This is a genomic window from Vibrio japonicus, from assembly GCF_024582835.1.
Lineage (GTDB): Bacteria > Pseudomonadota > Gammaproteobacteria > Enterobacterales > Vibrionaceae > Vibrio > Vibrio japonicus.
The window spans coordinates 2229050-2251402 of sequence record NZ_CP102096.1 but is presented as its reverse complement, the minus strand read 5'-3'; the positions used below and the strand labels follow the sequence as shown (position 1 = coordinate 2251402).

The window sequence follows — 22353 nt, the reverse complement described above, 5'->3', positions numbered from 1 at the left end:
AGAAAGGGGCTGGTTTGCTTCACCAGCCCCGAATATTTGTGCCGGTCTCACAATGAGTGAGGCTGGCTATCCATCACTTTAAGGACAAGGGTTGGAGTAAGTCGTCCCAATTTCTTGTATCCCCTGAAGCAATTCATCTGTTAATACGACATCTAAACTATCAATATTGGATTTAAGTTGGTCTAAGTTTGTCGCACCAATGATGTTGGAGGCGACAAAAGGTCTTTGGTTAACAAATGCCAATGCCATTTGGGCTGGATCTAAACCGTGCTCTCTAGCCAGATTCACATAGGCTTCGGTCGCCTTTATTCCTTGAGGAGTAAAGTAACGTACGAATCGTTCAAACAACGTGCATCTTGCTCCTGCCGGTTTTTCTCCACCTAAGTACTTTCCGCTTAAACAACCAAATGCGAGTGGAGAGTATGCCAATAGTTGGACGCCTTCATAATGGCTGATCTCCGACAGGCCAACCTCAAAGCTTCGGTTTAATAAATTGTATGGGTTTTGGATGGATACGATTCTTGGTAACTCATGTTTCTCAGCTAGACGAAGCAGACTCATGACTCCCCAAGGTGTGTCATTTGATACGCCAATATATCGAACCTTCCCAGCTTTGATTAAATCTGCCAGCGCGTCTAGCGTTTCGATTAATGTGACTTCTTCTTGCGTATCAGGGAATGGATAGTTCAGCTGACCAAAGCAGTTGGTTTGCCTTTGCGGCCAGTGAATTTGATAGAGATCGACATAGTCAGTCTGAAGGCGCTTAAGGCTATCATCAATAGCAAGGTGGATGTTGCGTCGATCAAGGCTCATATTGTCGCGAATATACGGTACATTACGAGGCCCTGACACTTTAGTCGCAATGACGACTTTCTCGCGCTTCCCTGAATGCTTCAACCAATTTCCAATGTACTCTTCCGTTAGCCCTTGCGTTTTCTCTTTCGGAGGGACTGGGTACATCTCGGCAGTGTCGATAAAGTTGACGCCACGTTCAACGGCGTAGTCTAGCTGCTCAAAAGCTTCTTGTTGTGTGTTCTGTTCACCAAATGTCATTGTGCCAAGGCAGATTTTACTCACCTCTAATGTAGAGTGCGGTAACTTATTGTATTGCATAAACCTTCCTTGTTCTTTTGAGTATAATCACTTCAATATAGGGTATTCAAGGTTCAGAAAAATGGGGGCAGTCGACAATTTTCGCAATTTTTGCGCTATTGACTAGAATTACCAGATGGAGGTGAGCTATGAAGATGACGCAATTGGATAAGTGGATGCACGCCCATCACAAAGGCAGTTCCCACTCTCCGAAAATATTTGTTATTGGATGCTCTGATTTGTCCCAGTATTTACTGGCAGTTGAGTACAAGCATAAACTTGAACCCATTAAGGTGGATGATGAGCCAATTCATTATGATTCACTTGAACAGGTCAAAGAAGAACTGGCTCGATTGGGAGTAGAGCGTGCGTATTTAAGACTGCATAACGCTTATGATGAGTGTGGTGCGGGCGACGGTCCTCTGTATCAAGATGTAGAGCTTTCACTCATGCACTAGGCAAAGTTTTGTTGCAATATCTTAGCGGTAAACTGAGTACGCAAATAAAAACCACGAGGCAGTGTTTTTATCGGTTTTCCGCTCGCGCCGTACGCTTCTGTTAAGGCTCGACTGTTTGCAGCTTTTGGTCTCAGTTGCAGGACTTCACCGTGACGTGCGGTAATTTGCTCTACTTGCCCGATGACAATCATTTCCATGAGTTCTTCCCAATCCGTTTTGAGTTGCATTTCCTCTTCTTCGGTCGGTGACCAAATAAGAGGCGAACCAACACGTCGCTCTGCCAGGGGAATTTCGCGTTCACCTTCAACTGGAATCCACAGTACTCGAGAGAGTTTGTTTCGCACATGGCTGGTCTCCCATGTCAATCCGTGAACACCTATAAGTGGTGCAACGCAGACAAAGGTCGTTTCAAGAGGCTTTCCTGTGTAGCTAATCGGAATGGTTTTTAACTCGATACCCAGTTGCTCAAAATCTTGTTGTGGTTTACTTCCGGCGCTTGCTCCCAAGTGCCACTCTAGAAGTTGACCGACCCAGCCTTTATCCCTTCGTAAATCTGGCGGGACAGGTATTCCCGCTTCTTTGGCAAGTTCTTCGAACGTCACCCCGGCAATATGTTGCGCGCGTTCAATGAGTTCTGCTTCGGACTTTGGCTCTGCTTTCATAATGATCTTTATACTCAACATCGTCAGCGCCTATTGTAGCGGAAATCTCTCTGTTTTTGGTTGAATGAACTTTGATCATTTTGAGGAAAGGATCGTCTTTCATTGGTTATCCACAGGGTGTGGTGAAAAATAGTATCAAATAAGTGAACATGTATGAATTAACAGTGTTTCTGATGGTAATCTCCGCTTGAATTATTCAAACTAGATAGGATTTTGATAGCTGATTTGTGGGTAAGTACATTGCTGGTTGATCTTTGACCGATCTGAGTTGGCTTTTTTTAAGAGTATAATTTTCACTTAAGGTTTTTAAGTGATTTCTTTTTATGGTGTTGTTTATATTGTGTTTTTTATTTTTCGTTTCATTTTTGTTAGTTGAGTTAGGTGGCACATCGATCGAGACGTAATCGCTTGCTCTCTAATTCTTCACATAGTTATACACAGAAAAGGTGAATAAATGTGGCCTGTGTCTCATGTTGATGTGCATAACCTATGCTTTGATGGAAACTTATCCAATTCGAGCGGGTTGAGCGATATTTTCTGGTTCCATCACATTAGTAAGTTTGCTCCTATTGGGGATATGTGGAAAAATCACTGTAAATAAAGATTTTATTAGAGGTTGGCCAGTGATAGATGGCGATGGTTACCGCTTAAATGTGGGTATTGTAATCTGTAACAACCATGGTCAGGTCTTCTGGGCTAAGCGATACGGACAACATTCGTGGCAATTTCCCCAAGGGGGGATTGATGAAGGTGAAACTCCCGAAGAAGCAATGTATCGAGAGTTATATGAAGAGGTTGGTCTTACAAAGGATGATGTGAGAATCGTTGCAACAAGTCGTCATTGGTTAAGGTACAAATTACCCAAACGTCTTGTTCGCTGGGACTCTAAACCTGTTTGTATCGGTCAAAAACAGAAATGGTTTCTACTGCGTTTAGATTGTGATGAGTCTAAAATCAATATGCTACGTGGTAGCTCCCCTGAGTTCGATGGTTGGCGTTGGGTCAGTTACTGGTATCCAGTACGACAAGTGGTATCTTTTAAGCGTGATGTATATCGTCGTGCAATGAAGGAATTTGCTTCGATGGCGATGCCATTTAAAGAACGCAAAGTGAAGAATAAGCGCAAACACAAAAGAGGATAGACATGCTTTCTCAACTAAGGGAAATAGTTGAACAAGTATCTAAGGTTGAAGATGTTCATCAAGCTTTAGATATTTTTGTTAAGCAAACATGCAGTGCGATGAGTACTGAATGTTGTACTGTCTATTTGGCCAATGAAGAGATGCAGCGCCTTGAACTCATGGCAACGCAAGGGCTGCGCTTCAAAGGCGATAAAATACATATCCGATTTAATGAAGGGTTAGTGGGTTTAGTCAAACGAAGTGCTGAACCTCTTAACCTTGCACAAGCCTCTAAGCATCCAAACTTCAAATACTTTTCAGAACTTGGTGAAGAGATTTACCAAAGCTTTCTCGGAACGCCGATTATTTACCGCAAGCAAGTATTAGGTGTGCTCGTTGTTCAGCAAAAACAGCCTCGTCAGTTCGATGAAATGGAAGAATCCTTTTTGGTGACATTGGCTGCTCAGCTTGCTGTGATCATTGCCCATGCTCAAACACAAGGATCATGGCGCTTAGAGAAAAAACAACAAGCTATCTTGGGTATACCCGCCTCTCCAGGTGTTGCGATTGGTGAGTTTTGGCTCGACGACACTCAGCCAGAGCTATCAGAAGTCTGTCCCGCATCAACATTAGATATTGATCGTGAGCAAGAGCTTTTACTGCTCGCGATTGAAGCTGCTCTCAATGATTTTAAGCGGATGCGAAAGAAATTAGACAGTGAAATTAACAAAGATGCACTGGCTATTTTTGATCTGTTTACCCACTTACTTAATGACCCAATGCTGCGTAAAGACCTCAAATTGCAGATCCAAAAAGGCGATCGAGCGGATTGGGCATTGCGGCAAATTGTTGAAAGTTACTCAAACCGTTTTGCCCGAATGTCGGACGTGTATCTACGCGAAAGAGCACAAGATATCCGTGAGCTTGGGCATAGGTTATTGTATTTCTTGCACAATACAGAGCAAGATCAACCCATCTTGGATGAGCCGATTATATTGGTGGTACGTGAGTTGACCGCTACCACACTCGCTACGATACCAAAAGATAAGCTGTTAGCCGTTGTTTCGACAGAAGGGGCTGCAAACTCCCACGCTGCTATTTTATCTCGCGCGTTAGGCATTCCTGCTGTAATGGCGGCTGGTATCAATCTGAAAACCATCAGTGGTAAGCAGGGAATTGTTGATGGCTATAGTGGAAAAATTTTAGTTACTCCAAGCCGACAACTTCTGAAAGAATACAAAGCGCTTGTTAATGAAGAGCGTGAATTGTCCACAATGGTGAACCAGCGCATACTCGAACCCGCTTGCACCAAAGATGATCAGCGCATTGAAATTATGCTCAATGCCGGTTTGAGTGCCGATACCAATATTGCGGAAAACCAAGGCGTAGATGGTGTTGGGCTCTATCGAACAGAAATTTCCTTCTTGCTTCATCACCGTTTTCCTTCAGAAGAAGAGCAAACTCAGCAGTACCAAACGGTTCTTAATACTTATCCAAACAAACGCGTTGTAATGCGTACGTTGGATGTCGGTGGTGATAAAGCACTGCCTTACTTACCCATTGACGAAGACAATCCGTTCCTAGGCTGGCGTGGTATTCGATTTACACTCGATCATCCTGACATATTCTTGATGCAAATTCGTGCGATGATGCGTGCGAGTGCGGAAAGCCAGAATTTAAGCATTCTTTTACCCATGGTGTCTGGGGCACAGGAATTGGATGACGCCATTGCTCTAATTGAGCGCGCGTATCAAGAAGTGCGAGAGATTGACGAACGTATCACAATGCCTGAGCTTGGTGTAATGATTGAAGTTCCGTCCATGATTTATCTTTTGCCACTCATCGCCGACAAAGTCGACTTCGTCTCAATAGGTACTAACGACCTGACTCAGTATTTACTAGCCGTGGACCGGAACAATTCTCGAGTATCGGATGTTTACGAGTCGATGCATCCTGCCGTAATTATGGCGCTCGACCATATTCAAAAAATGTGCGAGCGCTTGAAGCTCCCTGTTTGTATTTGCGGAGAGTTAGCGGGTGAGCCGATTGGTGCGATGCTGATGGTCGGTTTGGGGTACAGAAGTTTAAGTATGAACACATCTAACGTAGCGAAGGTGAAATATCTGCTACGTCATGTTGATAGCACTGAGCTTAAGGATCTTGCAGATAAAGCGCTTATGCAGCCCTATGGCAATGATATTTATAATATGATGCGAGCATTCTTTGAGAAAAAAGGGTTCTCAGGTTTTATTCGCGCAGGTAAACGATAGGAAGACGAGTGAACATAGAATTTTTGATTTTGCTACTTATGTTGGGTGGCGTTGTGGGTATTATGGCTGGTCTACTTGGCATAGGAGGGGGGTTAATTGTTGTACCAGCTTTGGTGTTACTGCTTCCGATGGCAAGTGTTGATCCTGAAATTAGCATGCAACTCGCATTGGCGACCTCTTTAGCCTCAATTATCGTCACCTCCGGTTCATCAGCGTTAAATCACTTTAAGTTGGGAAATGTCGACGTTTTTGTCGTGAAATGGCTGATGCCAGGAGTTGTCATTGGTGGCTTTCTTGGCGCGAATGTCGCTGATTGGATACCGTCTCAATATTTGCCTAAAGTTTTTGGCGTGATCGTGTTGTTACTGGCGATCCAAATGTTGCTGTCCATCAAAAGCAAAACAGAACGCGCAATGCCTGGAAGTGGCGCAACAATGGCGATCGGAACGGGTATTGGTATGGTTTCCAGCTTAGCTGGCATTGGTGGGGGCTCACTTTCGGTACCATTTTTAAGCCGCCACGGTATTGAAATGCGACGCGCAGTGGGCTCTTCGTCTGTGTGTGGCTGTTTTATTGCTTTATCTGGCATGATTGGTTTTATCCTAAATGGCTACCAAGCAGAGGCGTTGCCAGACTACAGTATCGGTTACGTTTATTTGCCAGCTTTGGTGGCTATTACCTCTACGTCAATGCTAACCACTCGAATTGGAGCCAAATTGGCGACCACAATGCCTACCGTTAGGCTCAAAAAAATCTTTGCATTATTTTTGATGTTTGTGGCCGGAACTATGTTACTTTGACGCACTCTCATCTCTATCTCCGTAATTTTTGAACTTCAAAAGAGTATTAATCCTATGTCTCAGGGATACCTTGATTTTCCTAATATAGATCCTGTGTTGATCTCTATTGGGCCGTTGTCGATCCGTTGGTACGGCTTAATGTATTTGGTCGGCTTTGCCTTCGCGCTTTGGTTGGCGAATCGCCGAGCAGATAAGCCTAATAGTGGCTGGACTCGTGACCAAGTATCAGATTTATTGTTTGCTGGGTTTTTAGGTGTAGTGGTTGGTGGCCGTGTTGGCTACGTACTGTTTTACAATTTTGACCTTTTCCTGCAAGACCCACTGTATTTGTTTAAAGTCTGGACTGGGGGAATGTCGTTCCATGGTGGTCTATTAGGCGTAATCACAGCGATGTTCTGGTACGCGAAGAAGAACGGTCGCACTTTCTTTGGTGTAGCAGATTTTATTGCTCCGCTGGTTCCGTTTGGTTTGGGTGTCGGTCGCCTCGGTAACTTCATGAACAGTGAGTTGTGGGGACGCGTGACTGATGTGCCTTGGGCATTTGTATTCCCGAATGGTGGGCCGCTTCCTCGTCATCCATCGCAGCTGTATGAAATGCTGCTAGAGGGTGTTGTATTGTTCTTTATTCTGAACTGGTTTATTAAAAAACCGCGTCCATTAGGCAGTGTCTCAGGGCTATTTTTGGCTGGATATGGTACATTCCGCTTCCTTGTAGAATACGTGCGCGAACCCGATGCGCATTTAGGCTTGTTTGGCGGCCTTATCTCCATGGGACAAATATTGTCATTACCTATGGTGATCATCGGTATTCTGATGATGGTTTGGGCTTACAAACGTGGTCACTACAAAGATGAATTACCACAACAGACGAAGTAAGGAATTGGTGTGAAACAGTATTTAGATCTTTGTCAGCGTATCGTTGACCAAGGTGAATGGGTTGAGAACGAACGTACAGGCAAACGTTGCCTAACGGTTATCAATGCGGATCTAACGTACGATGTTAGCAATAATCAATTTCCTTTGGTGACGACGCGAAAGAGCTTTTGGAAAGCGGCGGTAGCAGAGTTGCTGGGTTACATTCGTGGTTACGATAATGCGGAAGATTTTCGTAAGCTAGGGACTAAAACATGGGATGCAAACGCAAACCTCAATGAGTCTTGGTTGAATAACCCGTATCGTAAAGGTGAAGATGATATGGGCCGCGTGTATGGCGTACAGGGCCGCGCATGGGCAAAGCCGGATGGTGGTCATATCGATCAGCTGAGAAAGATTGTGGATGATCTGACTCGCGGTGTCGACGACCGTGGTGAAATCCTGAACTTCTACAACCCGGGTGAATTCCACATGGGGTGTCTGCGTCCTTGTATGTACAGCCACCACTTCTCGCTATTGGGTGACACTCTGTACCTCAACAGTACTCAGCGCTCTTGTGATGTCCCGCTTGGGCTGAACTTCAACATGGTTCAGGTATATGTGTTTCTAGCCATTATGGCGCAGATTACTGGTAAAAAGCCGGGGCAGGCGTACCACAAGATTGTTAACGCGCACATCTATGAAGATCAGTTAGAACTCATGCGTGATGTGCAGCTTAAACGTGAACCGCTTAAGTCGCCAACTTTCCACATGAACCCTGAAATCAAATCTCTTGAAGACCTGGAAACTTGGGTCACCTTAGATGACTTTTGGGTTGAAGGGTATGAACATCACGACCCGATCCGCTACCCATTTTCGGTGTAGTCGGTTTACCCACATAACTATATAAAAAGCTCCGTAGGGAGCTTTTTATTTTTGAGTGATTATTTTAGCGCGCTGACAATGTAACGGTGGATTGGGTTCGTTTGTTGAGGCTTCGCGAGCGCCGGGCTAATCAAATCTGGTCGAGCAAAGATGCCTTTGTTAACGAGTGAGCGAATCATATCAAAGTATTTCAGTTCCGTTTTTCCACATAGCAGCAAATTGAAATCTTCTCCTAATTGATCGTAGGCGTTGAGCACTTCTCGAAAGCCACGCAGATACAAATAATCTTTAGTAAAGCCACCGCCACGATAAACACGAGAAGTTATTGTGAAAGCTTGGACATCAGAAGTGTGGTATTGCTCTTTCAATAACCTGAAGGTCTGGCGGAAGTCCCTGTCTTTGATCATAGATTCAACCGCAAGCACACGCAGCGCTAATGTACGTAGCCGTTTGATACTAAAGTGCCCAGAAAGGTATTCACATAAAATTGCTAATCCTTCCTGAGTATTGGTATTAGCTGGGCAACCTAAACTTAGAACGTTAAGTGGCTGGCGACGTCCATTCAATGTCGTGAGCAGGTGCACGCCCATTTCGTGATGTGCGAGCGCTTCGAGCTCATCTGTGGTGATGTGTGCTGCCTTGTTTATTCTCACTTTGATACCCGATACGAGGGCGTTGGCCAGCATCCCATCAAGCACCTGTATTTCACACTCATAGCCATTTTTCTGGGCAAAGCGATTCATGAATTGCGCAATAGAATGGCTGTCTTGGTCTGGTTTACTGATTTCTTCTGTCGGCAAGTGCAAAATGAAATGCGCGTTGGCAATGTCTTTTGCACTTGGCTCACCGTAATAGCGCAGCGAGTTATACAAAAAGTCTTGGGTACCGATTGTATCTACCTGATCGAGTTTGTCCGCATAGGACTGGATGACATCGACGTAAAGCTTTTGCAGCTGAGTATCTTCGATCTCTTCTAAAGGTAACTCGTACAAACGACGCTTGGACTGATGAGTATCAAGTGGTGATTTTTGGTACTCAAACTTGGGCTCCTGAGAATATTTGTTGCTCATGAACCGTTCTCTCTCGTGTGCGTAATTGATGGGGTTTACGCTGCTGAGAATATCAATGTCACTAACCAGTTGGGTTAGGCTTTCGTCTATGGCTAGTAGTCGGCTGGGAATCGATTCGTAAGCTTGAGCCATGTTGTTTAACTCCATGTGAAAATAACATCAACCCAAAGCTTTGGTTGCTCGCTGGGGGATGATTCAAATTATCACCGGGAATAGGGTTTGAACAACAAATATTTGTTTCTCAGCCATAGCGGAAACATCGAAGGAGAGGCGGCATGGATACAAAAAAGGCTCCACGATGTGGAGCCTGAAATAAGCGATGGTATTTTGTTGTTATTATGCTGTCAGCGTTAAGATAGTACCTGGTAGTACAATAAACACTGCCAATAAGTATCCTGCAACAACCGCTTTATTCTTCACAGCTAGGTCTGAGATTAAGTCCGCTCCTTTCACTGGTAGTTCACGTAGGAACGGAATACCAAAGATGAAGACCGTTGCCATAACATTGAATACTAGGTGAACCAGTGCGATTTGAAGCGCAAACACGGCAAACTCACCAGAAACTGCAGTCGCAGCCAGCAACGCTGTAATACAAGTACCAATGTTTGCTCCCAAAGTGAATGGGTAAACATCGCGTACTTTAAGTACACCTGAACCGACTAGCGGAACCATTAGGCTGGTGGTTGTTGATGAAGACTGAACCAGGACCGTAACAATAGAGCCAGATACGATGCCGTGAATAGGGCCACGGCCGATGGCATTTTTAAGGATGTCACGCGCACGACCAACCATTAGGCTCTTCATTAGCTTACCCATCACAGTGATAGCAACGAAGATAGTAGCGATACCAAGCACGATAAGCATGATGCCACCTACCGTATCACCAAACGTTGATAGTGGTTCTTTAACAGCGCTAACGACTGGTTTTGTAATTGGCTTAATGAAGTTAAAGCCTTTGATGCTCATATCACCTGTTGCAAGAAGAGGAGACACTAACCAGTGTGAGATCTTCTCAAGGATGCCAAACATCATCTCTAGTGGTAAGAAGATAGCAACCGCAAGTAGGTTGAAGAAATCGTGGATAGTTGCACTCGCAAACGCACGCTTAAACTCTTCTTTGCAGCGAACGTGGCCAAGTGATACTAGGGTATTGGTAACTGTCGTGCCGATATTTGCACCCATCACCATTGGGATCGCAGTCTCTACTGGCAAGCCGCCAGCAACAAGGCCTACGATGATAGAAGTAACAGTACTGGAAGACTGAATAAGAGCGGTTGCAACCAAGCCAATCATTAGGCCAGCGACAGGGTGTGATGCGAATTCAAACAATACTTTTGCTTGATCGCCCGTTGCCCATTTAAAGCCGCTTCCAACCATAGATACAGCGAGTAGCAGTAGGTATAACATGAATGCCAAGTTAGCCCAGCGCAGCCAACGAGTCGTGCTCGAAATAGACGCTGCTGTAGTAGTAGCTTGGTTCATAATTTTTCTCCGTGGACCGATTATTGTCAGTTGATGGTCTGTTGTTGAAACTGAGGGCGATGTTAGAGAGGAAATATTTCAGTAATATTACAGTTATGTGTAACAAAGACGATTTTGTGATGAGGTGTTGTTCTTATGAGCGTGTTGAATGTTTTCTTGTTTTTAAGTTTATGATTTGTATGTGCTAATTCTTGTCGTTTGGCGTCTTTAATGTTTCGTCGGATAAATTTTTTTTTTGACTAGCTGGTACCAGTTTCATTATTTATGACGGATTCGTCATAAAACAATCTGCAATAACTCGAAAAATCTATGCTTAAATCGCTTTCTTATCGTTTTTACCGAACCTATTGTTGTCTGCTGGTGGTTTTGCTATAACGCTAAATCCTTTCTAGCGATTCGAGTTAATGATATGTCTCACCTAAATTACAATCATCTCTACTATTTCTGGATGGTGTGCAAGCAAGGCTCTGTCACTAAGGCTGCAGATGCTCTATTTCTTACTCCCCAAACAGTAACAGGCCAGATTAAGGCACTGGAAGAGAGGATGGATGGTAAGCTGACCAAACGCAATGGTAGAAGCATTGAGCCTACCGAGCTGGGGCAGCTGGTATTCAAGTATGCCGATCGTATGTTTGGGTTGAGCTATGAAATGCTTGATATCGTTAACTATAGCCAGCGTTCAAACATCTTGTTTGATGTCGGTGTCGCGGATGCACTGTCCAAGCGCTTAGTGAGTAAAATCCTGATGACTACGGTTCCTGATGACAACAGCATTCATTTACGCTGTTTCGAATCGACTCACGAGATGTTACTTGAACAACTGTCTCAGCATAAATTGGACATGATTTTGTCTGATTGTCCTGTCGATTCCAGTCAGAGTCCGGGCTTATATAGCAAGAAGCTTGGAGAGTGTAATATGAGTTTCTTTTGCTCTGGTAGTGTCGAAGGCGTTCAATTTCCAGCTGTATTGGAGCAACGCAAGCTACTGATCCCAGGAAGTCGGACGGCGATGGGGCGTAAAGTATTGCAATGGTTTGACAGGCAAGGGCTTCAACCCAATATTTTGGGAGAGTTCGATGACGTGGCCCTTATGAAGGCGTTTGCTCGTTATCATCATGATGTGATTTTTTTGGCTCCGTCACTCTATTTTTCAGAAGTTGAGAGCGACATTCCATTACAGCTGATTGGGCATATAGAAGAACTAAAAGAAGAATACTACGTCATATTTGCAGAGCGCATGATTCAGCATCCAGCGGTAAAAAATGTTTGTGACGCGGACTTTACATCATTGTTTAAGTAGTTTTGTTTACAACAAATAGATTAGCTGATACTAATCAATTACTATCTTGTTACAGAAGTGCAGCGTAACGACAAGCGAGAAGCCTGTCTGGTCAAATTAACACGGTTTTGTTTGAGCGCTGCGCCAGTATTATGGTTTTAAGAGGTGCTAGCCGATGGATTTACAAGAGATGGAAAAAAATTCTGGTCAGGCTGTAGTGCTATTAAAAGCAATGGCGAATGAGAGAAGGTTGCAAATCCTGTGTTTACTACACAATGATGAGCTTTCAGTTGGGGAGTTATCTAACAAGCTTGAACTGAGCCAGTCAGCACTATCACAGCATTTAGCTTGGCTACGACGTGATGGACTAGTGAACACACGAAAAGAAGCACAAACAGTGTATTACACACTAAGTAGTACAGAAGTTAAGTTAATGATTCAGTTACTTCATCAACTGTATTGCAGCAAGTAAAGAGCGCTAAGAGACCTTTGTGTGCTCGTACAGAGGCTTTAGATATAAAAAAACCGGCAGATGCCGGTTTTTTCTTTTCACTGAGTAATCAGAGTTCTATTAAAGAGCTTTGATTGCAGCAGAGAAACGAGACTTGTGACGAGCAGCTTTATTCTTGTGAATAAGGCCTTTAGTCGCCATGCGGTCTAGGATTGGTGTAACTGCAGCAAATGCTTCAGTTGCAGCAGCTTTGTCGCCTGCTTCGATAGCAGCAACAGTTTTCTTCATGTAAGTGCGCATCATAGAACGACGGCTAGCGTTGTGCTGACGACGTTTCTCAGCTTGGATAGCGCGCTTCTTAGCAGATTTACTATTTGCCAAGGGTCTAACTCCCAAAAACTTTAGTTCGGTGACAATTTAAGGGCGAGGAATATCCCCTATTTGCGCTCAAATGTCAAATGATTTGTGTAAAAACCCATCGAAACCAAACAAATTTTGGATAAGAGAGGTCTTCACGGTTAAGATGGCGTGGATTCTAACAGTATTTTTTTTTCATTGCTAATACTAATCTGCTCTCTATCACGTTATTCCCAATAAACAGAGGAGCCAGATTTTAGTATTAGAAGATTCCAGAGGTATCTGTGAGTAAACGTCTTCTTAAGTCAGGCATGATTGTCAGTGCTATGACTTTGATTTCACGCGTCTTAGGATTAGTGCGTGATGTGGTGGTCGCAAATTTGATGGGCGCGGGTGCAAGCGCCGACGTGTTCTTTTTTGCGAATAAGATTCCTAACTTTTTACGTCGCCTTTTTGCTGAGGGGGCTTTTTCTCAGGCATTTGTCCCGGTATTAACTGAGTATCATGCTAGCGGGGACATGGATAAAACTAGGCAGTTGATTGCACGGGCAGCAGGTACGCTAGGGGTTATCGTCTCGGTGGTGACGCTATTAGGCGTCATAGGTTCAGGTGTGGTGACCGCACTCTTTGGCTTTGGCTGGTTCTTGGACTGGCTCAACGATGGCCCATCCTCCGAAAAGTTTGAGTTAGCGAGCTTTATGCTCAAAATCACTTTTCCATATCTATGGTTTATTACGTTTGTTGCCTTGTCAGGTGCCATCCTAAATACCATGGGGAAATTCGCCGTCTCTTCTTTTACCCCAGTATTTTTGAATGTGATGATCATTTTTTCCGCCTGGTTCATCGCTCCTCAGTTGTCTCAGCCTGAGGTGGGGTTAGCCATTGGGGTATTTTTAGGTGGCTTAATTCAGTTCCTTTTCCAAATCCCGTTTCTTATTAAAGCGGGCGTTATGGTGAAACCTAAATGGGGATGGCGAGATCCTGGAGTGGTGAAAATCCGCACTCTTATGATACCTGCGCTATTTGGTGTCTCTGTCAGTCAAATCAACCTGTTATTCGATACGTTCATTGCGAGCTTTCTTCAAACCGGATCGATCAGTTGGCTTTACTACTCTGATCGCTTGTTAGAGTTCCCACTTGGTTTATTTGGGATTGCGATTGCGACCGTGATTTTGCCTGCGCTTTCTCGAAAGCATGTGGATTCGCATAGTGAAGGCTTTGCACACACTATGGATTGGGGGGTAAGAATGGTCACCTTACTGGGTGTTCCTGCTATGCTCGGATTAATGGTATTGGCAAAACCTATGCTGATGGTTCTGTTTATGCGTGGGGAGTTTACACCGCAAGATGTTGAATTTGCCTCAATGTCTTTGGTGGCATACGCATCTGGGCTGCTGAACTTTATGCTTATTAAGGTGTTAGCGCCTGGTTATTACTCTCGCCAAGATACCAAAACACCCGTGAAATACGGCATTATTGCCATGGTTACGAATATGGTGTTTAACGCAATCTTTGCTTGGTTTTATGGTTATGTTGGTTTGGCTATTGCGACGGCGTTGTCGGCGTTTGTGAATATGTCTCTTCTATATAGAGGGCTACATCGAGCCGGTGTTTATCAGCTAAGTCGAAAAACAATCACCTTTGTTATTAAACTTGCCATTGCTGGCGCTGCGATGGTAGCCGCTATTTTATGGCAGTTAGAAGAGATGTCTATTTGGCTAGGGTGGAGCTTGTTTGAGCGCATAATCTGGCTATCAGTCTTAATTGCACTTGGGGCTGGAGTCTATTTGTTCACTTTGCTTATTTTAGGTGTTCGCGTAAAAGATCTAAAAGCAGCGACAGATTGATGATGATTAGTATATAATTCGGCAGTTTCACGCAATGTAAATTATAAAAACACAGGTTTTAGCAGCGTCCAATGGAATTAATCCGAGGTATTCACAATATCAAACCACGCCATCATGGGTGTGTATTGACGATCGGAAACTTCGATGGTGTGCACTTAGGGCATCAAGCGGTATTGCGTCAAGTCTCTGAGCAAGCAGAAAAATTAGGCTTGCCGTCAACAGTGATGACGTTTGACCCGCAACCATTGGAGTTGTTTGCCAAAGACAAGGCACCAGCAAGATTAACTCGGCTTCGAGATAAGTATGTTCAGTTAAGTAAATTGAATTTGCAGCGCCTGCTTTGTGTTAACTTTAATCAGCATTTCGCTAACCGAACGGCAGACGAGTTTATTCGTGACTTGTTGGTAGAGCGATTGGGTGTTAAGTTTCTCGTCGTAGGTGATGACTTCTGCTTTGGTCGTGGCCGAAAAGGCAATTTTGAGATGCTAAAACAAGCGGGTCAGCAATACGGCTTTGAAGTCGTGAGCACCCAGAGTTTTTGCATGCAAAAGCTTCGCGTTAGCAGTACTGCAATACGAGAAGCATTGGCTGAAGATAAACTTGATGAAGCTGCTGAAATGCTGGGTAGAAATTATAGTATCAGTGGGCGAGTTTCTCATGGCCGTAAGCTAGGAAGAACAATAGGTTTTCCAACAGCTAATATCCCGCTGAAGCGTTGCGTGTCGCCAGTCTCAGGAGTTTATGTCGTACAAGCGTTAGGCTTGGGAGATGAACTCATTGGTGGCGTGGCAAATATTGGCAACAGACCAACCGTAAATGGTGTTCGCCAACAACTAGAAGTACACTTATTTGACTTTCAAGCCAATTTATATGGCAAACAGTTAGAAATTGTACTCTTACATAAGCTTCGAGATGAGCAAAAGTTCGAGTCTTTTGAAGCACTGAAACAACAAATTGAATTGGATGCTGAGGCAGCAAGGGTGTGGTTGCGTCAGCTTAAACGTCAAGCGGTTTAGTCCACCAACTTGACATAATGTCTAACATTCGCCCAACACAACGGAATTAAGAATCGATGAGTGAGTATAAAGATACCCTGAACCTTCCTGAAACAGGGTTTCCGATGCGCGGCAATCTGGCGAACCGCGAGCCAGAAATGCTTAAGCGTTGGTATAAAGAAGACCTTTACGGCGAAATCCGTAAAGCGAAGAAAGGCAAAAAATCTTTCGTTCTACACGATGGCCCTCCATACGCCAACGGTGACATTCACATTGGTCACGCACTAAACAAGATTCTTAAAGACATTATTATTAAATCCAAAACACTTTCGGGTTTTGACGCGCCTTACATTCCTGGCTGGGACTGCCACGGTCTACCAATAGAATTGATGGTAGAGAAAAAGGTTGGTAAGCCAGGTCAAAAAGTGACAGCTGCTGAGTTCCGCGAAAAATGTCGCGACTATGCTGCAGGTCAAGTTGAAGGCCAAAAAGAGAGCTTTAAGCGTCTTGGTATTATGGGTGAGTGGGACAAGCCTTACCGCACGATGGACTTCGATACCGAAGCGAACATCATCCGTGCATTAGGTAAGATTGCAGATAACGGCCACTTACTGAAAGGTTTCAAGCCTGTTCACTGGTGTACAGACTGTGGTAGTGCGCTTGCTGAAGCGGAAGTGGAATACAAAGATAAAGTATCTCCTTCTATTGACGTGCGTTTTAAAGCGGCAGACGAAGCAGCATTATTGTCTAAATTTGCATTGAGCGAAGGCCATGAAGGCAAGGGCGATATCTCTATTGTGATCTGGACAACAACGCCTTGGACTCTGCCAGCAAACCGTGCTGTGTGTCTACGTGACGATCTAGAGTACGTATTGATCCAAGTAGAGGGTGACAATCCTGAACGTATCATCGTAGCTTCTGAGCTGGCGAAAGATGTGATGGATCGTGCGGGTATCGAGCACTTCCACAACTTGGGCTTTGCTAAAGGTTCAGATTTAGAGCTTTCTCAGTTCAACCATCCATTCTACGACTTTACCGTTCCTGCGATCCTAGGCGATCACGTAACGACGGATTCAGGTACTGGTGTGGTTCACACAGCGCCGGGTCACGGTCAAGAAGACTTCGCGGTTGGTCAAAAATACGGTCTAGAAGTTGCTAACCCAGTCGGTTCAAACGGTGTTTACCTATCGGACACTGAGCTATTTGCTGGTCAGCACGTATTCAAAGCGAACGCTTCTGTTGTTGAAACGCTACAAGAAAAAGGCGCGCTGCTGCATCACCACGCTTACGAGCACAGCTACCCACACTGTTGGCGTCATAAGACTCCAATTATTTTCCGTGCTACACCGCAATGGTTCGTTTCTATGGACCAAGCTGGTCTACGTGCAAAAGCACTAGAATCAATCAAAGGTGTACAGTGGATTCCTGAGTGGGGTCAAAGCCGTATCGAAGGTATGATCGAAGGTCGCCCTGAATGGTGTATCTCTCGTCAGCGTACTTGGGGTGTGCCAATCGCACTGTTCGTTCACAAAGAGACAGCAGAACTTCACCCGAACTCGTCTGAGTTGATTGAAAAAGTGGCTCAACTTGTTGAACAAAAAGGCATTCAAGCTTGGTGGGATGTGGATGCAGCGGAGCTACTTGGCGAAGAAGATGCAGCAAACTACGAGAAAGTTCTTGATACGCTAGACGTATGGTTTGACTCTGGTGTGACTCACTTCTCTGTGGTTGATGCTCGCGAAGAGTACAACGGCCACAGCGCAGACCTATACCTTGAAGGTTCTGACCAGCACCGTGGTTGGTTCCAGTCTTCATTGATCTCATCGATCGCGATGAAAGGTGAAGCTCCATACAAACAAGTACTGACACACGGTTTCGTGGTTGACGGTCAAGGCCGTAAAATGTCGAAGTCTATCGGTAACGTTGTTGCGCCTAAAGATGTAACGAACAAGCTAGGTGCAGATATTCTGCGTCTGTGGGTTGCATCTACGGACTACACTGGTGAAGTTGCGGTTTCTGATGAAATCCTAAAACGCAGCGCAGATGCATACCGTCGTATCCGTAACACAGCTCGTTTCTTCCTGGCAAACTTGAACGGTTTCAACCCAGAAACTGATCTTGTTCCAGCGGAAGAAATGGTGGCACTGGATCGCTGGGCTGTAGGCCGTGCGCTAGCGGCTCAAGAAGAGATCGTGAAAGCGTATGAAGAGTACAACACTCACGCAGTGACACAGCGCTTGATGCAGTTCTGTTCTATCGAAATGGGCTCATTCTACCTAGACGTAATTAAAGACCGTCAGTACACAGCGAAACGTGGTGGTCACGCACAGCGTAGCTGTCAGACAGCGCTTTACTACATTGTTGAAGCTCTCGTTCGCTGGATGGCACCAATCATGTCATTCACTGCTGACGAAATCTGGAGCGAAATGCCAGGTCAACGCGATAAGTTTGTTTTCACTAGTGAGTGGTTCGATGGCTTATTTGGTCTTGCTGAAGGTGAAGAGCTAAACAACGACTTCTGGACTGGAATCCAAGCGGTTCGTGGCGGTGTAAACAAGCTGCTTGAAGCAGCTCGTAGCGAAAAGACTATCGGTGGCGCGCTACAAGCAGAAGTGACTCTATTTGCTGATGATGCACTGGCGGCGAAGCTTAACAAGCTAGAAGACGAACTACGTTTTGTTCTATTGACGTCTGCTGCTGTTGTCAAGCCTATGAGTGAGAAGACTGACAACGCGCAAGTGACAGATGTGGAAGGCTTATTCGTTGAAGTGAAAGCGGCGGAATCAGAAAAATGTGACCGTTGTTGGCACCATACTCCAGACGTAGGCACAATTGCAGGACACGAAAAGATTTGTGGCCGCTGTGTTTCGAACGTTGACGGTGAAGGCGAAGAGCGTAAATACGCATAATTTATTGAACTTTCATTAGTTTTAGCAGCCCCAGTGTTTACTGGGGCTGTTTTTAGGTAAAGTAATGAGCGAAAAAGCACTAACATTGAAACAATCTGGAGTACGCTGGCTTTGGTTAGCGATCCTGATCTTTATTGCTGATATTGGCATCAAGTTCCTAGTGATGGAGAACATGGGTTATGGTTGGGCAAACCGAATTGAAATTTTGCCATTCTTTAACCTGTTGTATGTCCATAACTATGGCGCAGCATTTAGCTTTTTAAGCGATCAAGCTGGCTGGCAACGTTGGTTGTTTACTGGTATCGCGTTTGTTGTTAGTGGTGTGCTGACATATTGGATGAGTAAATTACCGGCGACGGAAAAGTGGAACAATAGTGCCTACGCGATGATTATTGGCGGCGCAGTTGGCAATGTGTTTGACCGCATCGTTCATGGCTTTGTTGTTGATTACCTAGACTTTTATTGGGGTAATTATCACTGGCCTGCGTTTAACCTTGCAGATGCCGCAATCTGTATCGGTGCTGCGATGATCATCTTGGATGGTTTTCGCAAAAAAGAAAATACTGGAGCGTAATTCTTGCTTTAGCTAATAACCCTAAGCGCTGTCCGTTGATTCGGAGAGCGCTTTTTAATATAAACGTCTTAGGTCAACACGTCCTAATATCGACAATCACTTCAAGGAAGCAGTAACGTGACTACAATTGCCCAAGATTCAGCAGTAACCCTGCACTTTACAATAAAAATGAAAGATGGCTCCGTTGCAGACAGTACGCATAACATGGGCAAACCTGCCAAGTTAGTGATCGGTGATGGTAGCTTGAGTGAAAACTTCGAACAGTGTCTTTTAGGCTTGAACGAGGGTGACAACAAAGCAATCGAGTTAAAAGCTCAAGACGCATTTGGGATGCCAAACCCAGATAATATTCACTACATGGACAGAGCAAAGTTCGTTGGTGATGCAGAAGTTGAAGTCGGTACGATCATGGCATTTTCAGGGCCTGACGGCATGGAAATACCTGGAATTATTACCGAAATTGCCGGTGATTCGGTAACCGTAGACTTTAACCACCCATTAGCAGGGCAAGATGTGACTTTTGAAGTTGAGATTTTGTCAGTAGAATAGCCAGCCAAAGATAAAACCATGAGCAATGAAATGAAAATCCTGTTAGCTAACCCTCGCGGTTTCTGCGCTGGTGTAGACCGTGCGATTAGTATCGTTGAGCGCGCTCTAGAAATGTATCAACCGCCGATTTATGTTCGCCATGAAGTCGTGCATAACCGCTTCGTTGTGGAAGGACTTAAGCAGCGCGGTGCTATTTTCGTTGAAGAGCTGAGTGAAGTACCTGATGACAACATCGTTATCTTCTCTGCTCATGGTGTATCGCAAGCGGTACGTAAAGAGGCAAAAGAGCGCGACTTAACCGTTTTCGATGCGACATGCCCGCTTGTAACCAAAGTTCATATGGAAGTTGCACGCGCAAGTCGTCGTAACATGGAAGTCGTACTAATTGGTCACGCAGGCCACCCAGAAGTCGAAGGAACAATGGGTCAGTACTCTAGCGAAACGGGCGGTATGTACTTGGTAGAAACCCCAGCTGACGTTGAGAAGCTAAAAGCGATCGTGAAAGATCCATCAGAGCTTCATTACGTAAGCCAAACCACGCTTTCTGTTGATGAAACCGCGGATGTGATCGAAGAGCTGCGTCGAGTGTTCCCTGAAATTCAAGGACCACGTAAAGACGACATTTGTTACGCGACTCAAAATCGTCAGGACGCAGTACGTGATATGGCGTCTGATGTTGAAGTGGTGGTGGTTGTCGGTTCTAAAAACTCATCGAACTCAACTCGATTAAAAGAGTTGGCTGAAAAGCTAGGCACACCAGGATACCTGACCGATTGCCCAGAAGACATTCAAACAGAGTGGTTTGATGGCAAACGTAAAGTGGGTGTGACTGCGGGCGCGTCTGCTCCTGAAGAGTTGGTGAATCAGATTCTAGCTCGTATTAAACAAATCGTTGGTACAGAGTCGATTGAAGAGATTCAAGGGCGAGAAGAAAACATGTTCTTTGAAGTACCTAAAGAGTTACAGATTAAACAAATCGACTAAGTCGCACATCGTGTTGTTATCATAAAAACCAGTACCCTGTTGTACTGGTTTTTTTGTTTCCGCTTTAATTCTTATTTAGATTGGTATTAACCGTCGATTTCAATCGATGTACATTACGGCTGACGTGAGCCGCAGATACCTCGTAAAGTAGCGGATAAAAGAAAGGGCTCCCGAAGGAGCCCTACTTATAGCAAGCAAAGGTGAAATAATCGTTATACTGTTTCTGTGATGGCTTGTGGTTTTTCTTCGTCAGCCAGTTCTGTATCGCCTTTTCCTTTTGAGCTTATAATTACGTAGCCTGTTGCAAACAGTGTAAATAGGACGCCAGCGATAGTTGAGTAATGCATTGGTAGACCAAAACCTAGCGTGCTGTTGTTCAGAATGAACGTGACACACACGGCTGTCATGAACATCGCAGGAATAGTCGTAATCCAGTGCAGTTTGTTATGACGTAGTAGGTATGCCGAAGCTGTCCATAGCATCATTACTGCCGTTGTTTGGTTTGCGAAACCGAAGTAGCGCCAGATGATACCGAAGTCAACTTGAGTCAGAACACCACCGATAACAAACAATGGAAGTGCCATTAGTAGTCGGTTGCGCAGTGTTTTCTGTTCCATGTTGAAGTATTCAGCAAGGATAAGACGGCTTGAGCGGAATGCAGTATCACCTGAAGTGATAGGTAGGATAACCACACCTAGGAACGCGATGATACCGCCGAATACGCCTAGTAGACCGAATGATGAGCTATAAACAACGTTGCCTGGACCACCGTTCTTAACTGCTTCAGAAAGCGCTTCTAGAGAGCCGAAGAAAGATAGAGCAATAGCACACCAAATTAGTGCAATCACACCTTCACCAATCATTGCTCCGTAGAATACGAAACGACCATTTTTCTCGTTTTCCATACAACGCGCCATCAGCGGAGACTGAGTTGCGTGGAAGCCAGAGATCGCACCACAAGCGATGGTGATAAATAGAGCAGGCCATAGCGGCATATCATTCGGGTTCAGGTTAGTGAACATATCCGTCACTTGGAAGTCACCCATTACCGTGTGTTCGCTCGATAGGGCAATGGCAGCCATAAGACCAACAGACATGAAGATCAGCAGCGCACCAAATAGAGGGTAGAAGCGACCAATGATCTTATCAACAGGAACAATTGTTGCGATGATGTAGTAAGCAAAGATAGCGATAACCATGGTTGTCATGCTGACATTTAGGCTTGTTTGGTCATTCACTAGGTTTGTGATCATGCCCGCTGGAGCAGAAACGAACACTACGCCTACAAGAAGCAAAAGGACAATGGCAAAGATATTCATAAAGTGTTTTGCGCCATTACCTAGGTAGCGACCTGTCAGCGTTGGGACAGAAGCGCCGCCATTACGAACAGAAAGCATGCCAGAGAAGTAGTCGTGAACGGCACCCGCAAAGATACAGCCTAGTACAATCCAAAGCATTGCCGCAGGACCGTATAAAGCACCCATGATTGGGCCAAAGATAGGACCTACGCCAGCGATGTTAAGTAACTGAACTAAGTAGACCTTTTTGGTCGACATTGGAACAAAGTCAACACCGTCTTTTTTGGTATGTGCAGGAGTTTGACGTTTTTCATTGATGCCAAATATTTTCTCAACAAAAGCACCGTAAATGAAGTAACCACCTATTAGGGCAGCAACACAGGTTAAAAACCACAACATAACACTCGTTCCTTAGTAA

At 44.8% G+C, this 22353-nt stretch carries 20 protein-coding genes; 14 read left to right on the top strand and 6 right to left on the bottom strand.

What is annotated here, in order from left to right; translation table 11 throughout:
* Nucleotides 1-78 precede the first annotated feature (78 nt).
* A complete protein-coding gene (locus NP165_RS10600; protein WP_257083929.1) occupies nucleotides 79-1113 on the bottom strand; it encodes an NADP(H)-dependent aldo-keto reductase in 1035 nt (344 codons plus the stop codon).
* Between the two features lie 128 nt (nucleotides 1114-1241).
* Here NP165_RS10600 and NP165_RS10595 point away from each other — a divergent pair, with 128 nt between their 5' ends.
* Complete coding sequence (locus tag NP165_RS10595) at nucleotides 1242-1550, top strand: DUF6482 family protein (protein ID WP_257083928.1); 309 nt, start codon at nucleotides 1242-1244, stop codon at nucleotides 1548-1550.
* Here the strand turns inward: NP165_RS10595 and mutH are convergent.
* Nucleotides 1547-2212, bottom strand: a complete 666-nt coding sequence (gene mutH / locus NP165_RS10590) for a DNA mismatch repair endonuclease MutH (protein WP_257085589.1) — start codon at nucleotides 2210-2212, stop codon at nucleotides 1547-1549. The two genes, NP165_RS10595 and mutH, sit on opposite strands and share 4 nt — an antisense overlap.
* 623 nt (nucleotides 2213-2835) lie before the next feature.
* On the opposite strand from mutH, the gene rppH reads away from it, so the two are divergent.
* The 5 genes from rppH to NP165_RS10565 are packed head-to-tail and all read left to right on the top strand — an operon-like array spanning nucleotide 2836 to nucleotide 8140.
* Nucleotides 2836-3354 carry an RNA pyrophosphohydrolase gene (gene rppH / locus NP165_RS10585; protein ID WP_257083927.1) on the top strand — a complete coding sequence of 173 codons (519 nt, stop codon included), beginning with the start codon at nucleotides 2836-2838 and terminating at the stop codon, nucleotides 3352-3354.
* A 2-nt stretch (nucleotides 3355-3356) separates the two neighbouring features.
* A complete protein-coding gene (gene ptsP, locus NP165_RS10580) occupies nucleotides 3357-5603 on the top strand; it encodes a phosphoenolpyruvate--protein phosphotransferase (RefSeq protein WP_257083926.1) in 2247 nt (748 codons plus the stop codon).
* Between the two features lie 38 nt (nucleotides 5604-5641).
* Entirely contained in the window at nucleotides 5642-6403 is a 762-nt protein-coding gene (locus NP165_RS10575) for a sulfite exporter TauE/SafE family protein (protein WP_371133714.1), read from the top strand.
* A 54-nt stretch (nucleotides 6404-6457) separates the two neighbouring features.
* Nucleotides 6458-7279 (top strand): prolipoprotein diacylglyceryl transferase, encoded by an 822-nt coding sequence (gene lgt, locus NP165_RS10570; RefSeq protein ID WP_257083924.1) that lies wholly within the window; start codon nucleotides 6458-6460, stop codon nucleotides 7277-7279.
* A gap of 9 nt (nucleotides 7280-7288) precedes the next feature.
* Nucleotides 7289-8140: a thymidylate synthase gene (locus NP165_RS10565; RefSeq protein WP_257083923.1), complete on the top strand. Its 852-nt coding sequence runs from the start codon at nucleotides 7289-7291 to the stop codon at nucleotides 8138-8140.
* A gap of 59 nt (nucleotides 8141-8199) precedes the next feature.
* On the opposite strand, the gene NP165_RS10560 is transcribed toward NP165_RS10565, so the two are convergent.
* Together NP165_RS10560 and NP165_RS10555 are read right to left on the bottom strand one after the other, a co-directional pair.
* Nucleotides 8200-9357 (bottom strand): flavohemoglobin expression-modulating QEGLA motif protein, encoded by a 1158-nt coding sequence (locus NP165_RS10560; RefSeq protein WP_257083922.1) that lies wholly within the window; start codon nucleotides 9355-9357, stop codon nucleotides 8200-8202.
* Nucleotides 9358-9546: 189 nt separating this feature from the next.
* A complete protein-coding gene (locus NP165_RS10555; RefSeq protein ID WP_257083921.1) occupies nucleotides 9547-10692 on the bottom strand; it encodes a Na/Pi symporter in 1146 nt (381 codons plus the stop codon).
* 409 nt (nucleotides 10693-11101) lie between these two features.
* Here NP165_RS10555 and nhaR point away from each other — a divergent pair, with 409 nt between their 5' ends.
* Entirely contained in the window at nucleotides 11102-11992 is an 891-nt protein-coding gene (gene nhaR, locus NP165_RS10550) for a transcriptional activator NhaR (RefSeq protein ID WP_257083920.1), read from the top strand.
* Nucleotides 11993-12146: 154 nt separating this feature from the next.
* Nucleotides 12147-12443: an ArsR/SmtB family transcription factor gene (locus NP165_RS10545; protein ID WP_257083919.1), complete on the top strand. Its 297-nt coding sequence runs from the start codon at nucleotides 12147-12149 to the stop codon at nucleotides 12441-12443.
* A gap of 99 nt (nucleotides 12444-12542) precedes the next feature.
* Here the strand turns inward: NP165_RS10545 and rpsT are convergent, their stop codons facing one another.
* A complete protein-coding gene (gene rpsT, locus NP165_RS10540) occupies nucleotides 12543-12803 on the bottom strand; it encodes a 30S ribosomal protein S20 (protein ID WP_021705632.1) in 261 nt (86 codons plus the stop codon).
* Between the two features lie 260 nt (nucleotides 12804-13063).
* Between rpsT and murJ the strand changes: the two genes are divergently transcribed.
* The 6 genes from murJ (at nucleotide 13064) to ispH (ending at nucleotide 20637) form a co-directional block, all read left to right on the top strand.
* Nucleotides 13064-14626, top strand: a complete 1563-nt coding sequence (gene murJ, locus NP165_RS10535; protein ID WP_257083918.1) for a murein biosynthesis integral membrane protein MurJ — start codon at nucleotides 13064-13066, stop codon at nucleotides 14624-14626.
* A gap of 71 nt (nucleotides 14627-14697) precedes the next feature.
* Complete coding sequence (gene ribF / locus NP165_RS10530) at nucleotides 14698-15642, top strand: bifunctional riboflavin kinase/FAD synthetase (protein WP_257083917.1); 945 nt, start codon at nucleotides 14698-14700, stop codon at nucleotides 15640-15642.
* 56 nt (nucleotides 15643-15698) lie between these two features.
* The gene (gene ileS / locus NP165_RS10525; RefSeq protein WP_257083916.1) at nucleotides 15699-18530 is read left to right on the top strand and encodes an isoleucine--tRNA ligase; all 2832 of its coding nucleotides are present in this window, start codon (nucleotides 15699-15701) and stop codon (nucleotides 18528-18530) included.
* A gap of 64 nt (nucleotides 18531-18594) precedes the next feature.
* The gene (gene lspA / locus NP165_RS10520) at nucleotides 18595-19104 is read left to right on the top strand and encodes a signal peptidase II (RefSeq protein WP_257083915.1); all 510 of its coding nucleotides are present in this window, start codon (nucleotides 18595-18597) and stop codon (nucleotides 19102-19104) included.
* A 117-nt stretch (nucleotides 19105-19221) separates the two neighbouring features.
* The gene (fkpB, locus tag NP165_RS10515; protein ID WP_257083914.1) at nucleotides 19222-19653 is read left to right on the top strand and encodes an FKBP-type peptidyl-prolyl cis-trans isomerase; all 432 of its coding nucleotides are present in this window, start codon (nucleotides 19222-19224) and stop codon (nucleotides 19651-19653) included.
* Between the two features lie 18 nt (nucleotides 19654-19671).
* Nucleotides 19672-20637 carry a 4-hydroxy-3-methylbut-2-enyl diphosphate reductase gene (gene ispH, locus NP165_RS10510; RefSeq protein ID WP_257083913.1) on the top strand — a complete coding sequence of 322 codons (966 nt, stop codon included), beginning with the start codon at nucleotides 19672-19674 and terminating at the stop codon, nucleotides 20635-20637.
* Nucleotides 20638-20849: 212 nt separating this feature from the next.
* Here the strand turns inward: ispH and NP165_RS10505 are convergent, their stop codons facing one another.
* On the bottom strand, nucleotides 20850-22334 hold the full coding sequence (locus NP165_RS10505; RefSeq protein WP_257083912.1) for a carbon starvation CstA family protein: 1485 nt from the start codon (nucleotides 22332-22334) through the stop codon (nucleotides 20850-20852).
* Nucleotides 22335-22353 lie beyond the last annotated feature (19 nt).

Bases quoted from the DNA above. Each gene is read 5' to 3' on its own strand.
- NP165_RS10600 (WP_257083929.1), bottom strand. From the start codon at position 1,113: ATGCAATACAATAAGTTACCGCACTCTACATTAGAGGTGAGTAAAATC.
- NP165_RS10595 (WP_257083928.1), top strand. From the start codon at position 1,242: ATGAAGATGACGCAATTGGATAAGTGGATGCACGCCCATCACAAAGGC.
- mutH (WP_257085589.1), bottom strand. From the start codon at position 2,212: ATGAAAGCAGAGCCAAAGTCCGAAGCAGAACTCATTGAACGCGCGCAA.
- ptsP (WP_257083926.1), top strand. From the start codon at position 3,357: ATGCTTTCTCAACTAAGGGAAATAGTTGAACAAGTATCTAAGGTTGAA.
- NP165_RS10575 (WP_371133714.1), top strand. From the start codon at position 5,642: ATGTTGGGTGGCGTTGTGGGTATTATGGCTGGTCTACTTGGCATAGGA.
- lgt (WP_257083924.1), top strand. From the start codon at position 6,458: ATGTCTCAGGGATACCTTGATTTTCCTAATATAGATCCTGTGTTGATC.
- NP165_RS10560 (WP_257083922.1), bottom strand. From the start codon at position 9,357: ATGGAGTTAAACAACATGGCTCAAGCTTACGAATCGATTCCCAGCCGA.
- NP165_RS10555 (WP_257083921.1), bottom strand. From the start codon at position 10,692: ATGAACCAAGCTACTACTACAGCAGCGTCTATTTCGAGCACGACTCGT.
- nhaR (WP_257083920.1), top strand. From the start codon at position 11,102: ATGTCTCACCTAAATTACAATCATCTCTACTATTTCTGGATGGTGTGC.
- NP165_RS10545 (WP_257083919.1), top strand. From the start codon at position 12,147: ATGGATTTACAAGAGATGGAAAAAAATTCTGGTCAGGCTGTAGTGCTA.
- ribF (WP_257083917.1), top strand. From the start codon at position 14,698: ATGGAATTAATCCGAGGTATTCACAATATCAAACCACGCCATCATGGG.
- ileS (WP_257083916.1), top strand. From the start codon at position 15,699: ATGAGTGAGTATAAAGATACCCTGAACCTTCCTGAAACAGGGTTTCCG.
- lspA (WP_257083915.1), top strand. From the start codon at position 18,595: ATGAGCGAAAAAGCACTAACATTGAAACAATCTGGAGTACGCTGGCTT.
- ispH (WP_257083913.1), top strand. From the start codon at position 19,672: ATGAGCAATGAAATGAAAATCCTGTTAGCTAACCCTCGCGGTTTCTGC.
- NP165_RS10505 (WP_257083912.1), bottom strand. From the start codon at position 22,334: ATGTTGTGGTTTTTAACCTGTGTTGCTGCCCTAATAGGTGGTTACTTC.